This window comes from Streptomyces beigongshangae (assembly GCF_019710745.1).
Classification (GTDB): Bacteria; Actinomycetota; Actinomycetes; order Streptomycetales; family Streptomycetaceae; genus Streptomyces; species Streptomyces beigongshangae.
This window is the reverse complement of sequence record NZ_JAHKJW010000033.1, coordinates 32,721-46,545: the sequence shown is the minus strand read 5'-3', so window position 1 is coordinate 46,545 and position 13,825 is coordinate 32,721. Positions and strand designations below refer to the sequence as shown.

Genomic DNA, 13,825 nt, shown 5'->3' with positions numbered 1-13,825 from the left:
GGCACGCCCGTGGCGGACGGAGTCCCCCTGTAATGGTCCGAACCTATTGACGCTTTGGTCTAGTCCTCTCTAGGGTCGCGTTCACCGGCGCCTTTCCGGGTCCGCGTAGCCGACCCGCCCAGATCGACCCGGCGGCGGTGACGGAGGCCCTTGCCCCGCCGCCGGGTCTCCGCCCTCCGGTACGGCTCCGGGGGCGCCCCCGGTTCACCGCGCGCCGTCCGTCAGCGTTCGGGGGGCGCGAACAGCTCGTCCTGGGCCCCGTCCCGCGCCGTCAGCAGCGCACCGCGCAGGACGGCACCGCCGCCCAGGGTGCCGGCCCGCACCTCGGTGGGCAGCGGCGTCAGCCGGGCGAGCCGGTCCCGCACCCGGGCCGCCAGCACCTCGCCGCCCGCTCCGCCGACCTCACCGGCGAGGACCACGCACCCCGGGTCCAGCACGGCGATGACGGACGCGGCACCCAGGGCGACACGGTCGGCCAGCTCGTCGAGGAACCCCGCCGCGGCGGCGGACCCGGAAGCCGAAACGGAAGCATCGGCGGGTGCGGAGGTCCGCGCGACCGCCGCCCGCACCAGCGCGGCCGCGTGCGGTTCGTGCGGCACGGCGGGCGCCACGACCCCGTGCCGTCGCGCCAGTCCGGCGATCGCGGCGGCCCCGGCGAGGGAATGGAAGCCGCCTCCGCAGTCCGTCGCGGACGGCAGGCCGCCCGTACCCGGCACCGGCAGGAAGCCGATCTCCCCGGTACCGCCGGAGGCACCCCGGCGCAGCACGCCGTCGAGGACCACGGCGGCACCGATCCCATGGCCGAACCAGAGCAGCGCGAAGGTGTCGCGGTCGCGCGCGGCACCTTCGCGCTGCTCGGCCAGGGCGGCCAGGTTGGTCTCGTTCTCGACCACGACGCGGGCCGGCAGCCGTTCCTGGAGGGCCGCGACGAGACGGCGGTGCCACTCGGGCAGACCGGAGGAGTCACGCAGTTCACCCGTGCCGGGGTCGATCAGTCCGGGCGCCCCCACCCCGATGGTGTGCAGCCGTTCGACGCCCGCCTTCCCGGCCGTCCGTTCGACCAGCGCGACCGCCTGCTCGACGGCGGGCGCGGTGGCCGTCCCGCCCCCGATCGGTACCGCCGCCTCGGCCAGCACCGAGCCCAGCAGGTCCGCGACGACCACGGTCACGCCCTCGGTGCGGACGTCGAGGGCCGCGAGGTGCGCCCGGTCGGCGACGATGCCGTACAGGCGGGCGTTCGGGCCGCGCCGCTGCTCGCCCGACTCCCCCACCACGCCGATCAGCCCGGCCGCGGCGAGGCGTTCCACCAGGTCGGCGACCGAGGGACGGGAGAGTCCGGTGAGTTGTTTCAACTGCCCTGCCGTCAGCGGGCCTTCCTGCTGCAGCAGCCGCAGGGCGAGCCGGTCGTTGATGGCCCGGGCGGTGCTCGGTGATGCGGGCATGCCGGGATCCTCCCAGATCGGCCGCCGAGGTCGGCGGCTCGTGGACCACCTATCTATCAGGCAGGCTGCCTGATAGTTTACGGCGGCGACGCGAGGCGACACGTCAGGCACAGCAGGCGCCACGGACACGGCAGGCACGGCAGGCGGACGAGGAGGGCCCGGGAAATGAGTGAAGTGGTCTACGAGCGGCGCGAGGTGAGGCGCTCCCGGTACGCCGTGGCGGCGGTGTTCGCCGTGCACGGGGCCGTCACCGGCTCGTTCGCGACGCGCGTGCCGTGGATCCAGGACCACGCGTCGGTGAGCGCGGGCCAGCTCGGCCTGGCGCTGGCCTTCCCCGCGATCGGCGCCTCCGTGGCCATGCCGCTCGCGAGCGGCGTCAGCCACCGCTTCGGAGCCCGTCCGGCCCTGCGCGGGCTCATGGCGCTGTGGACCCTGGCGCTCGTCCTCCCGGCGCTCGCGCCGAACCTGCTCACCCTCTGCCTGGCCCTCTTCGTGTACGGCGCGACGGCGGGCATGGCCGACGTCGCGATGAACGCCCTGGGCGTCGAGGTCGAGAACCGGCTGGACAAGTCGATCATGTCGGGGCTGCACGGCATGTGGAGCGCGGGCGCCCTGGCCGGCTCGGCCGGCGGCACACTCGCCGCGCACCTGGGCACCGACGCCCGGGTGCACCACGCCCTCGCGGCGCTGGCCCTCACCGTGCTCGGCACGATCGCCTGCCAGGGCGTACTGGACCTGCGGGCCACCGAGGACGAGGAGGCGCCCCCGCGGTTCGCGCTGCCGCCGAGGTCGGCCCTGCTGATCGGTGCGATCGGCTTCTGCGCGGTGTTCGCGGAGGGGGCCAGCCTGGACTGGTCCGCGGTCTATCTGCGGGACGTCCTCGGCAGTTCGGCGGGGCTCGCCGCCGCGTGCACGACGGGCTTCACCCTCACCATGGCGCTCGCGCGGTTCGCCGGGGACGCGGTGGTGGACAGGTTCGGCCCGGTGCGCACCGTGCGCGTCAGCGGTCTGCTGGCCGGCGCCGGTGCCCTGCTCGTGGTGCTCGCGCAGAACGCCGCCCTGGCGATGGCCGGCTTCGCGCTGCTGGGCCTCGGCATCGCCGTGGTCGTACCGCTCTGCTTCGCCGCCGCCGGCCGCAGCGGCCCCAACCCTGCCCAGGCCATAGCGGGCGTCGCCACCATCACGTACACCTCGGGGCTGATCGCGCCGTCCGCGATCGGGACCGTCGCGGACGCGACGAGCCTGGTGACCTCCTTCGTCCTGGTGACCGTGCTGGCCTTCGGGCTGGCCGCGTTCGCGGGCGTCCTGCGCGCCAGCGGCCGGACGACGGCCGCCGAGGCCGCCGCCGCGCGCGGCGGGGTGACGGACGTGAAGGTTCCGGATTCCCGGCCCTGAACCGGCCGCTCCCCCGGCCCCGCCCTACCATGGCGCTGATCTTGACGTGCGGAAACCCGTACGGGAACCCAGGTACAGAGAAGGCGGATACCCACCATGGACCTCGGCGTGCGCTGGAAGCTGCACGGTGACGGGCGCACGCCCGCGCCCGGGGCGGTCGTCCGCCCCGACGAACGGCTCTCGTGGCCCCGCACCGCCGGGCTCGGCGCCCAGCACGTGGTCGCCATGTTCGGGGCGTCCTTCGTCGCGCCGGTCCTGATGGGCCTGGACCCGAACCTCGCGATCATGATGTCGGGCGTCGCGACGATGATCTTCCTGCTCGCGACCCGCGGCCGGGTGCCCAGCTATCTGGGCTGTTCCCTGTCCTTCGTGGGCGTGGCCGCGGTGATCCGGGCGCAGGGCGGCTCCGGCGCGACCGTGACCGGCGCCGTGTTCGTCGTGGCCGTCGTGCTGTTCCTGGTCGGTCTGGTGGTGCGGCGGTTCGGGGCGCGGATCATCCACGCCGCGATGCCGCCGGTCGTCACCGGCGCGGTCGTCATGCTGATCGGCTTCAACCTGGCACCGGTGACCGCCGCCACCTACTGGCCGCAGGACCAGTGGACGGCCCTGCTCGTGATGCTGTTCACCGGTCTGGCCGTGGTGTGCCTGCGCGGGTTCTGGTCGCGGATCGCGATCTTCCTCGGCCTGGTCTTCGGGTACGGCCTCTCGTGGGTCCTCGACCTGGTCCTCGGACGCATCCACTCGGCCGACGCGAGCGGCGAGGTCACCGACCACTGGCGGCTGGACCTCTCCGGCGTCGGCACGGCGGACTGGATCGGGCTGCCGGACTTCCACGGCCCGTCCTTCGAGTGGTCGGCGATCCTCGTGGCGCTGCCCGTCGTGATCGCACTGGTCGCCGAGAACGCCGGCCATGTGAAGGCCGTGGGCGAGATGACCGGCGACCCGCTGGACGACAGGCTGGGCACCGCGATCTCCGCGGACGGGGTCGGCTCGATGCTCTCCACCGCCGTGGGCGGCCCGCCCAACACGACGTACTCCGAGAACATCGGTGTCATGGCGGCGACCCGCGTCTACTCCACGGCCGCCTACTGGGCCGCCGCCTGCTTCGCGCTGCTCTTCGGCCTCTGCCCGAAGTTCGGCGCGGTCGTGGCCGCGATCCCGGGCGGCGTGCTCGGCGGGATCACCGTCATCCTGTACGGCATGATCGGCCTGCTCGGCGCGCAGATCTGGCTGAACGCCGGGGTCGACCTGCGCAACCCGCTGAACCTGGTGCCGGCCGCGGCGGGCATCATCATCGGCGTCGGCAACGTCACGATGGAGTTCACGGACACCTTCTCGCTGAGCGGGATCGCGCTCGGCACGCTCGTCGTCATCACCGGCTACCACGCGCTGCGGGCACTGGCTCCCGCGCACCTCAGGACGCAGGAACCACTGCTGGACGAGGGCACGTCCTCGTACGACTCCGGAGGCGGTCCGGCCGGGGACACCGGCAGGAACACCGGTGGGGACACCGACGGCGGCACCGGTCCGGCAACCGGTCGGCCTGCCAAGTCGTAGGCACAGCCGGATCCGGTGACCGGTCGGCGCGCCGGGTCGCGAACGCGGCCGAGCCGGACGTGAACGTCCCCGGTGCTCCCTCCACCGGGTCCCGCGTGTCCCCCGTTCCGGGGAAGCGCTCGGCCCGGCGGCCCCGTGCGCGGCCCGGGACTGAGACCCTGCCCCCATGGCGCGGTGGGAATGTTTCGGGGAAGACGCGGTCCGTGTGCCCGGCCTCGGTCCGGTGGTGCGCCGGATGCGCGCGCTCGGCGCGGGCTGGCCGGAGCGGGACGGCGTCGCGGTCTTCAACCGGGTCTACCTCGCCGTCACCGAGGAGGTCGGCAGACGTCTGGACGCCGGGCACTTCGCCGACCCGCGGGCCGCGCTCACCCTGGACGTGCGGTTCGCGGAGCGTTACCTGGCGGCCGTCGAGGCGGTCGCGCAGGGACGCCGCCCGCCCGCCTGCTGGCGGCCGCTGTTCCAGTTGCGGGCCCATCCCGGCGTACGGCCGCTGCAGTTCGCCCTCGCCGGTGTCAACGCGCACATCGGGCACGATCTCGCACTCGCGGTGGTGGACACCTGTCACACGCTCGGCTGCGGACCGGCCGACCTGGAGGACGAGTTCGACCGGGTGGGCGAGGTCCTCGTCGCCCTGGAGGAGCACGTCCGGGAGGATCTGATGCCGGGGCCCGACCTCCTGCAGCTCGCCGATCCGCTGACGCACCTGGTGGGGGCGTGGAGCCTGGAGCGGGCCCGGGACGCGGCGTGGTCCGCCGCGCGGGGCCTGTGNACCTGGTGGGGGCGTGGAGCCTGGAGCGGGCCCGGGACGCGGCGTGGTCCGCCGCGCGGGGCCTGTGGGCGCTGCGCGGACTCCCCGAGCTGGCCGGGGAGTTCGTCGAGCGGCTGGACGCGGGGGTCGGCCTGGTCGGCCGTTGTCTGCTCACCCCGCTGGAGGCCGGGCCGTACACCGCGCCGTCCGGACGGTGACCCGGCCGCGGGCCGGGAGGACCGGGGAGAGCCGGGGAGAGCCGGGGAGGACCGGGGAGGACCGGTGAGAGCCGGCCGCCGGTTCCCCGCGCCCTCCCGGCGGCGCCGTCAGTCCTCGGGGAGTTCCACCGGCGCTATGTCGTCGTAGACGTCGCCGGGGCCCGGGTTGGTGGGGTCCGTCGCGCCGCCGAAGTGGTGCATGACGCCCCAGACGGCGTTCAGCGCGGTCTGCACGGCGCCCTCGGCCCAGCCGGCCGTCCAGGAGATGTCGTCGCCCGCGAGGAAGATGCCCCGCTTGTCCTCGGGCAGCCGGTCCTGCATGAAGTGCGTGAACAGGCGCCGCTGGTAGCGGTAGTGGCCCGGCAGGTTGGCCTTGAACGCGCCCATGAAGTAGGGCTCGTCCTCCCAGGACACGGTGACGGGGTTGCCGATGACGTGCTTCCTGATGTCGACCTTCGGGTAGATCGCGCCGAGCGACTTCAGCATGACCTCCATCCGCTCGTTCGCGGACAGCGGCAGCCATTTGAGGCTGTCGTCGCACCAGGTGTAGGAGAGGCAGATGACGGCGGGCCGGTCCGGGCCGTCGTCGAGGAGGTAGGTCCCGCGGGTCATCCGGTCGGTGAGCGTCATCGACATCACGTCCCGGCCCGTGTGCTCGTCCTTGTCGAGCCAGAACGGCCGGTCGACCGGGACGAACAGCTTGGAGCTCTCCATGTAGTGGGTGCGCTCGATCGCGGTCCAGTGGTCGGTCGGGAACAGCGCGTCGTCGCATTCGATCTTGGAGAGCAGCATCCAGGACTGGGCGGTGAAGACCGCCGCCCGGTACGTGCGGATGTCGCCGGAGGCGTCGGTGACGGTGATCCGGTTGCCCGCGGTGCGGCTCAGCCGGGTCACCGCGGGCCGGGGCCCGCCGTCGTGCAGCGAGGCCAGCGAGGTCCCGTACGGCCAGTGCACGGCCTTGCGCGGCTCGCGCTCCCACAGGCGCAGCGGCAGCTGCTGGCTGCCGCCGACGATGCCGCGGTGGTGGTCGTCGGCCTCGGTGTAGACGACGCGCAGGATCTCCAGGATGGAGTTCGGGAAGTCGGTGTCCCAGCCGCCCGTGCCGAAGCCAACCTGGCCGAAGATCTCGCGGTGCCGGAAGGACCTGAACGCCTCGGAGCCGCAGAGGAAGCCGTAGAAGGTCTGGTCGTCGAGCTTCTCGACGAGCTTCGCCCAGATCTCGCGGATGCGGGGGACGTCGCGCTCGCGCATCGCCCGGTTCATGCCGGAGAAGTCGGCGCCCTCCTCCAGACAGGTGTTCCAGGCCGCCGCCACGTCGCGGTAGACCTGCGGCAGGTCGGCGAGGGTCCTCGCGTAGTGCGACTCGCCCTTGAGGTCGACGACGGTCGAGGGCGCGGCCTCGGACAGGGGGTTGGGGAACGGCTCGGTCCGCAGTCCCACCAGGTCGATGTAGTGCTGGAGCGCCGTGGAGGAGGGCGGGAAGCGCATCGCGCCCAGCTCGGCGGTGAGGGAGGGGTCGCACCCGTCGAAGCCCACCGTGCGCAGCCGTCCGCCGATCCTGTCGGCCTCGTACACGACGGGCCTGAGGCCCATCTTCATCAGCTCGTACGCGGCCACGATGCCGGAGAGGCCGCCGCCGACGACCGCCACCTCGGTGCCGAACTCGGTCGCGGGTATCCCGCCGAGACCGGCGGGGTGCCCGAGGAAGTCGTCGTAGGCGTACGGGAAGTCCGGGCCGAACATGGTGATCGGCGGCTGCCCGTCGGTGTGCGGGACGGCGGTGGGCACCGTGGACGTCATGGGGTGCGGACTCCTTGCGCGGGAACTTCGGTGGGGCCGGTGGGGCCGGTGGAACCGGGGGTACGGAGGTGCGGGACGAGGGACCCGTAGAGGTCGGGGCGGCGGTCCTTCAGGTACGGGTTGCCCAGGCGCGAGGCGGCGAGGAACGCGGGGTCCACCTCGCCGAGGACGAGTTCCTCCGCGCGGCCCGCGCGGGCCCGGGCGCCGCCGTCGGGGCCGGCCAGGACGGAGAGCCCGACGAACTCGAACTCCCCCTCCGCGCCGACCCGGTTGACGTAGGCGACGTACATCTGGTTCTCGAAGGCCCGTACCGGTACGAGGGACTCGGCGACGAAGTGGAACGGGTGCATCTGGGCCGTCGGCACCACGAGGAGGTCGGTGCCGGCGAGGGCGTGCGCGCGGACGTTCTCCGGGAACTCCACGTCGTAGCAGATCATGAGGCCGATGCGGAGGCCGTCCAGTTCGGCCTGGACCACCGGTTCGTCACCGGGGGTGAACCACTCCCGCTCGAAGCGGCCGAAGAGGTGGGTCTTGCGGTAGTTCGCCAGGCGCGCGCCCTCGCGGGAGATCAGCTGCGCCGAGTTGTGCACCAGACCGCCGGAGCGTTCCGGATAGCCGTAGGCGACGGCCAGTCCGTGCCGGCCGGCGATCTCGGCGACCTCGTCCGCGGACTCCCCGTCGGCGGGCTCGGCGAGCCGGTGCACGTCGGCGCCGATCGCGTAACCGGTGAGGAACAGTTCCGGGGCGACCAGGAGCCCGGCACCCGCGGCGGCGGCACGGCCCGCGGCCTCGTCGAGGACCTTGAGGTTCCCGACGAGGGATCCGGGGCGGCCGGAGCTCTGGAGCAGGGCGGTGCGCATGCGTGTTCCTCACCGGAGGCGAAGGGGCTGGGGGAGGCCGGACGGGCGGCCAGATAGACGGTACGGGCGGCGGTTCGCACCGACAAGGAGCAGCCGTTGCGTGCCGGTGGACGAATCGTTGCGTCCGCCGGCGCCCCGGCGGCGATTCGTTGCGCGGCTACGGGGCCGGGGCCCCCGTCCCGCCCGTCCTCGCCCCGCCCGCCTTCCTCCCGCCCGTCCCCCTCCCGGCGGCCACGAGCAGTGCCGTCAGGAGATAGGGCACCGCGCACAGCACGAAGGCGGCGGCGTGCGTGGTCGCCGACCCGACCGCCGCGTAGACGCCGAACACGGCGACGGTGGCCAGGTCGGTGCCCACTCCGGCCACCGAGGTCAGGGTGGCCCGCCCGGTCGCGCCGATGCGTTCCTGGAGCCGGGCGTCGGCCAGGACACTCGCCAGCTGGAACCCGCCGAAGGCCAGGGCCACGAGGACGATCCCGGCCGGGGTGCGCGCCGCCGCCCCCGCGGCGAGCGCCAGCGCCGAGCCCGCCAGGAGCCCGGCGAACCCGCCCCCGCCCAGCCGCTCCCCCGCACCGGCCAGCAGCCCGCCGGCCGTGGCCCCGGCCCAGACCAGCAGGAGCCAGTACGGCACGGCGTGCCCGGCGACCCCGGTGTCCCGGACGAGCAGGGGCGTGTACTCGTCGAGCGCGCCCCACACCGCGGTGACGGCCGGGACGAGCAGCAGGGCCGCGCGTACGGACCGGTCGGCGCGGGCCTCGGCGAGTCCGGACCGCAGCGGCCGGACCCGTCCCTCGCCGGGTCCGGTGCGGGCGGGCGGTTCCCGGTGCTCGGGGAACCGCGCCGCGGTGGCCGCCGTGAGCAGGCAGGCCAGCACGCTCGCGAGTCCGACGGCCGGGTGGCCGCCGGCCGTGAGGACCGGCCCGGCCAGGCCCATCGCCGCCATCACGGCGACGAGCCCCGCCGCGCGGGCCCGGCCCAGGACGCGTCCGTAGCGGCCTGCCGCGCCCAGCCGGTCGAGCTCCTCGTACACCAGCGCCTCCAGCGCGCCGGAGCCGAGCGCCCCCTTGGCGCCCCACAGCACGAACCCGAGGGCGAAGGCCCAGTACGACGGGGCGAGCACCCACAGCGCGAAGCCGGCGGCGGTGAGCAGCGGCCCGAACCAGAGGAGCGTCCGCCGCGAGAAGGTGTCGGCCCAGACGCCGGAGGGGACCTCCAGCAGGACGCCGGTCAGCGACCACAGGGCGAAGAGCGAGGAGATCTGCCAGACCGTGAGCCCGTGCTCGGCGAACAGCAGCGCGTACAGGGGGTAGAGCAGGACGAAGTCGTCGAGGAACGCGTAGGCGTACAGCGTGCCGGTCAGCCGCCGGACGCCGGTGCCGGGCGCACGTGCGGAAGAGAAGAGTGTCATGGGGCCTTCCCGAAGGAACCGCGCGGAGATGTCGGACACCGGAGGTACGGCGTCCGAGGCGGCCCTCGGGAGGCACGACCACGAAATCAATGTCGCCAGATCACACCGGGCAGAGTACCCGGCACCCGGCCCGTGAGGGGCGTCTTTCAGGGGCGCGGGGAACTGCGCGGCCGGCCCTCACCGGCCCGCGGGCACCCGGCGACCCGCCCTCCGCCGCCCCGCTTCCCGCTCTCCGCCCCGCGGAGCACTACGCCGGCGACCCGGAGGAAAACCTCCGCAACAGCGGCGAGAGCACCAGCACGGACTTCGTCCGTTCGACGAACGGCTCTCCGGCGATCCGCTCCAGCACCCGCTCGAAGTGCCGCATGTCGGAGGCGAAGACCTGCACGACCGCGTCCGCCTCCCCCGTGACCGTGGACGCGGCGACGACCTCCTGGTACCGCTCCAGGCCCCGCTGAATGGTCTCCGGCGAGGTGTTCCGGCGGCAGTAGATCTCGACGAACCCCTCGGTCTCCCACCCGAGCGCCACCGGATCCACCCGCACCGTGAACCCGGTGATCGCGCCGCTGGACCGCAGCCGGTCCACCCGCCGCTTCACGGCGGGCGCGGACAGTCCGACCTCCTGCCCGATGTCGGCGTAGGAGCGCCGGGCGTCCTCGGCGAGGGCGTGCACGATGCGTTCGTCGAGATCGTTCAGCACTGCGGGTGGATCACTTCTCTTCGCTGGCCGCGGGACACGGCCGCCGGCGGCCGCACCTGAAGTAGAACACGGACCCGACGGCCGTCAGGGGCAGGGGAACCGCGGGCGAACCGCGGGCGTCCCCCGGGTCAGTTCCAGCTGGCGTGCAACGGCTTGCCCTCCGCGTACCCCGCCGCGCTCTGCACCCCGACGACGGCCCGCTCGGCGAACTCCTCCAGCGAGTTCGCCCCGGCGTACGTGCAGGAGGACCGCACGCCCGCGATGATCGAGTCGATCAGGTCCTCGACCCCCGGCCGCGACGGGTCGAGGAACATCCGGGAGGTCGAGATGCCCTCCTCGAACAGCGCCTTGCGGGCCCGGTCGTACGCCGACTCCTCCGACGTCCGGTTGCGCACCGCGCGCGCCGACGCCATGCCGAACGACTCCTTGTAGAGCCGTCCGCCGGCATCCTGCTGGAGGTCGCCCGGCGACTCGTAGGTGCCGGCGAACCACGAGCCGACCATGACGTTCGACGCGCCCGCGGCCAGCGCCATGGCGACATCGCGGGGGTGCCGCACCCCGCCGTCGGCCCACACGTGCTTGCCGTACTTCTTCGCCTCGGCCGCGCACTCCAGCACCGCCGAGAACTGCGGGCGCCCCACCCCGGTCATCATGCGCGTGGTGCACATGGCGCCGGGCCCGACACCGACCTTGACGATGTCCGCGCCGGCCTCGATCAGGTCGCGTACGCCCTCGGCGGCGACGATGTTGCCCGCGACGATCGGCACCTGGGGGTCGAGTCCCCGGACGGCCCGGACCGCGGAGATCATCGACTCCTGGTGCCCGTGGGCGGTGTCCACGACGAGCGTGTCGACCCCCGCCGCGAGCAGCTGCTTGGCCTTGCCCGCGACATCGCCGTTGATGCCGACGGCGGCCGCGATGCGCAGCCTGCCGTCCGCGTCGGTGGCCGGCGTGTAGAGGGTGGCACGCAGGGCGCCCTTGCGGGTCAGGATGCCGGCGAGCCGGCCCTCCCGGTCGACGGCGGGCGCGTACCGGCGGTTGGCCTGGTCGAGCCTGGTGAACGCCTCGCCCGGCTCGATGTCCGCGTCGAGCAGCAGCAGGTCGCGGGACATGACCTCGGACAGCTGGGTGAAGCGGTCGACACCGCTGAGGTCGGTGTCGGTGACGACACCGACGGGCCGGCTGCCGCTGTCCACCACGACGCCGGCGTTGTGCGCGCGCTTGGGCAGCAGGGACAGCGCGTCGGCGACGGTCTGGTGCGGGGCCAGGATGATCGGGGTGTCCAGGACCAGGTGACGGCTCTTGACCCAGGAGACGACCTCGGTGACGACCTCGATCGGGATGTCCTGCGGGATGACGACGAGTCCGCCGCGGCGGGCCACCGTCTCGGCCATCCGGCGGCCCGCGATCGCCGTCATGTTGGCGACCACCAGCGGGATCGTGGTGCCGGTGCCGTCCGGCGAGGCCAGGTCGACCGCCTGCCGCGAGCCGACCGCGGAACGGCTCGGCACCATGAAGACGTCGTCGTACGTCAGGTCGTACGGGGGCTGGATGTCGTTCAGGAAACGCACGTGCTGCACATCCCAGTCGATCAGAGGTGGCCCCCGGACAGGTCAGCCCGGGGGAAGAGCACGTACTTCATTGTCCCACGTCGGGGGGTGTGCACGTCCTGGGACGATCATCCAGGCCGGTCGGGGGGCTGCTGGTGGGATCCTCCGAACCGCTCCGGTTGCTCCGTGGCGGCACCGGAGCCGCACACGTCGCCGGCACCGCCACGGCCGCCACCTCACGCCGCGCTCCCGGACCACCGGGGCCGCGCCGGATCAGGCCCCGTCGGGGTCCGCCCGTTCGAGGGCCGGGCGCGGGGCCGGGCCCGCCGTCATCAGGGCGTCCGCGGCCGCCGTGTCCGTCACCAGGCTGGTGACGAGACCGGACCGCAGCACCGCGTCGATGGCGGCCGCCTTGCGCTGTCCGCCCGCGATCGCGACGACCTCGGGGATCCGCCGCAGCCGGTCGGCCTCGACGGTGATGCACCGCTCCCCCAGGTCCCGCCCGACGCGGCGGCCCTCCGAGTCGAAGAGGTGCGCGGACATCTCCGCGGCCACCCCGAGGGTCGCGTAGTGGGCCCGCTCCTCCTCGGTGAGCATGTCGTGCACCGTCGAGATCCCGGCCTCCCAGGACCCGATGGACACACAGGCCACGGTGACCTTGTCGAAGTACTCGAAGGCCCGGGCGATCCCCGTCTGGCTGCGCAGCGCGGCCGCGGTGGCCGCGTCCGGCAGCAGCATCGGCGCGTAGACGGGGTGGGCGTCGCCGCCGGAGACCTGGGCGGCCCGGCGGACGGCCTCGACCGAGCCGCGCTCGGCCGTCCCGGCGTCGTAGACACCCGTCAGCTGCACCACCGTGCACGGCGGCAGCCGGTCGAGCGCCGCGGCCATGTGGATGGTGGAGCGGCCCCAGGCCAGACCGAGCACATCGCCCTCGGCGACCAGCTCACCGAGCAGGTCGGCGGCCACCTCGCCGAGGTTCTCCGGGTCGGGCGACTCCTCGGCCTCGGCCGGGGACTCGACGACGACGGCGTGCCGCAGGCCGTAGCGGGCGCGCAGCGCGTCGGAGCGGTCCGCGTCCAGCTCGGCGGGGACACGGATCTCGATCCTCACGAGGTCCCGTTCGAGGGCGGTCTCCAGGACCCGGGCCACCTTGAAGCGGCTGACGCCGAACTCCTCGGCGATCTGGATCTTGGACTTGCCCTCGAGGTAGAAGCGGCGGGCCATGGCCGCCGCCTGCACCAGCTCTGCGGGTCCCATCCGCATGGCCGACCGGCCCGCCGACATACCCGACACGGCGATCTCCTCACTGCTGTTCACACTCTGGATTCGCCGTTCATCCTCGCAGATCCGGCGTACTTGATCAGCCCTGAGGGGCGGCGTTCACGTTCCCTTGGTTCAGTGGTCGCATGCCCATGCCGCTTGGGCCGTCGCCGCCTCCGCCTGCGTGCGCAATGCACGTACCGCCTGGGCGGGGTCGTCGGCCCCGTAGACGGCCGAGCCCGCGACGAACACGTCGGCCCCCGCCTCGGCGCAGCGCTCGATGGTGGAAGCCGAGACCCCGCCGTCGACCTGCAGCCACAGGTCGAGACCGTGCTTGCCGATCAGCTCGCGGGTGCGGCGGATCTTCGGCAGCATGATGTCGAGGAACGCCTGGCCCCCGAAGCCCGGCTCGACGGTCATGATCAGCAGCATGTCGAGCTCGGGGAGCAGGTCCTCGTACGGCTCGACGGGGGTGGCCGGCCTGAGCGCCATGGAGGCGCGGGCGCCCTTGGCCCGGATCTCGCGGGCGAGCCGCACGGGTGCGGCGGCGGCCTCGGCGTGGAAGGTGACGGAACCGGCACCCGCCTCGACGTACTGAGGCGCCCACCGATCGGCGTCCTCGATCATCAGATGGCAGTCCAGCGGAGTGTCCGTCGCACGGGCCAGTGCTTCTACGACCGGTACCCCGAGCGTGAGGTTCGGGACGAAATGGTTGTCCATCACGTCGACATGCAGCCAGTCGGCCCCTTCCACCGCCCTCGCCTCCTCGGCGAGACGGGCGAAGTCGGCGGACAGGATGCTGGGGTTGATCTGCGCGGCCATGCCACAAGCCTGCCATGCCCGGCGCCGGTTGCCCTCCCCGGTCCCGGCCCGGACCGCCCGGTGGGCGC

The 13,825-nt window shown here is 73.5% G+C and carries 9 protein-coding genes and 2 pseudogenes; 3 read left to right on the top strand and 8 right to left on the bottom strand.

Going from position 1 to position 13,825, the window contains the following annotated elements:
- Window positions 1-221: 221 nt before the first annotated feature.
- Window positions 222-1,442, bottom strand: a complete 1,221-nt coding sequence (locus KM933_RS24445; RefSeq protein WP_221355684.1) for an ROK family transcriptional regulator — start codon at window positions 1,440-1,442, stop codon at window positions 222-224.
- A 165-nt stretch (window positions 1,443-1,607) separates the two neighbouring features.
- Here KM933_RS24445 and KM933_RS24440 point away from each other — a divergent pair, with 165 nt between their 5' ends.
- From KM933_RS24440 to KM933_RS24430, 3 genes and pseudogenes are all read left to right on the top strand, one after another.
- Window positions 1,608-2,837 carry an MFS transporter gene (locus tag KM933_RS24440; RefSeq protein WP_221355682.1) on the top strand — a complete coding sequence of 410 codons (1,230 nt, stop codon included), beginning with the start codon at window positions 1,608-1,610 and terminating at the stop codon, window positions 2,835-2,837.
- Between the two features lie 96 nt (window positions 2,838-2,933).
- The gene (locus KM933_RS24435) at window positions 2,934-4,394 is read left to right on the top strand and encodes a uracil-xanthine permease family protein (RefSeq protein WP_221355680.1); all 1,461 of its coding nucleotides are present in this window, start codon (window positions 2,934-2,936) and stop codon (window positions 4,392-4,394) included.
- A gap of 166 nt (window positions 4,395-4,560) precedes the next feature.
- Window positions 4,561-5,360: pseudogene (locus KM933_RS24430) on the top strand (DUF5995 family protein).
- Window positions 5,361-5,468: 108 nt separating this feature from the next.
- On the opposite strand, the gene KM933_RS24425 reads toward KM933_RS24430, so the two are convergent.
- From KM933_RS24425 to rpe, 7 genes and pseudogenes are all read right to left on the bottom strand, one after another.
- Window positions 5,469-7,160 (bottom strand): flavin monoamine oxidase family protein, encoded by a 1,692-nt coding sequence (locus KM933_RS24425; protein ID WP_221355678.1) that lies wholly within the window; start codon window positions 7,158-7,160, stop codon window positions 5,469-5,471.
- A gap of 74 nt (window positions 7,161-7,234) precedes the next feature.
- Window positions 7,235-8,020: pseudogene (locus tag KM933_RS24420) on the bottom strand (carbon-nitrogen hydrolase family protein); the annotation flags it as partial.
- Between the two features lie 157 nt (window positions 8,021-8,177).
- Window positions 8,178-9,425 (bottom strand): MFS transporter, encoded by a 1,248-nt coding sequence (locus tag KM933_RS24415; protein WP_221355674.1) that lies wholly within the window; start codon window positions 9,423-9,425, stop codon window positions 8,178-8,180.
- 247 nt (window positions 9,426-9,672) lie between these two features.
- Window positions 9,673-10,125: an Lrp/AsnC family transcriptional regulator gene (locus KM933_RS24410; RefSeq protein ID WP_221355672.1), complete on the bottom strand. Its 453-nt coding sequence runs from the start codon at window positions 10,123-10,125 to the stop codon at window positions 9,673-9,675.
- A gap of 128 nt (window positions 10,126-10,253) precedes the next feature.
- Window positions 10,254-11,696: a GuaB1 family IMP dehydrogenase-related protein gene (locus KM933_RS24405; protein ID WP_221355760.1), complete on the bottom strand. Its 1,443-nt coding sequence runs from the start codon at window positions 11,694-11,696 to the stop codon at window positions 10,254-10,256.
- 252 nt (window positions 11,697-11,948) lie between these two features.
- On the bottom strand, window positions 11,949-12,992 hold the full coding sequence (locus KM933_RS24400) for a sugar-binding transcriptional regulator (RefSeq protein ID WP_221355670.1): 1,044 nt from the start codon (window positions 12,990-12,992) through the stop codon (window positions 11,949-11,951).
- A gap of 78 nt (window positions 12,993-13,070) precedes the next feature.
- Window positions 13,071-13,757 carry a ribulose-phosphate 3-epimerase gene (gene rpe / locus KM933_RS24395; protein WP_221355668.1) on the bottom strand — a complete coding sequence of 229 codons (687 nt, stop codon included), beginning with the start codon at window positions 13,755-13,757 and terminating at the stop codon, window positions 13,071-13,073.
- Between the last annotated feature and the right edge of the window lie 68 nt (window positions 13,758-13,825).

Coding starts and splice junctions, on each gene's coding strand:
- KM933_RS24445 (WP_221355684.1), bottom strand. CDS start 1,442: ATGCCCGCATCACCGAGCACCGCCCGGGCCATCAACGACCGGCTCGCC.
- KM933_RS24440 (WP_221355682.1), top strand. CDS start 1,608: ATGAGTGAAGTGGTCTACGAGCGGCGCGAGGTGAGGCGCTCCCGGTAC.
- KM933_RS24435 (WP_221355680.1), top strand. CDS start 2,934: ATGGACCTCGGCGTGCGCTGGAAGCTGCACGGTGACGGGCGCACGCCC.
- KM933_RS24425 (WP_221355678.1), bottom strand. CDS start 7,160: ATGACGTCCACGGTGCCCACCGCCGTCCCGCACACCGACGGGCAGCCG.
- KM933_RS24415 (WP_221355674.1), bottom strand. CDS start 9,425: ATGACACTCTTCTCTTCCGCACGTGCGCCCGGCACCGGCGTCCGGCGG.
- rpe (WP_221355668.1), bottom strand. CDS start 13,757: ATGGCCGCGCAGATCAACCCCAGCATCCTGTCCGCCGACTTCGCCCGT.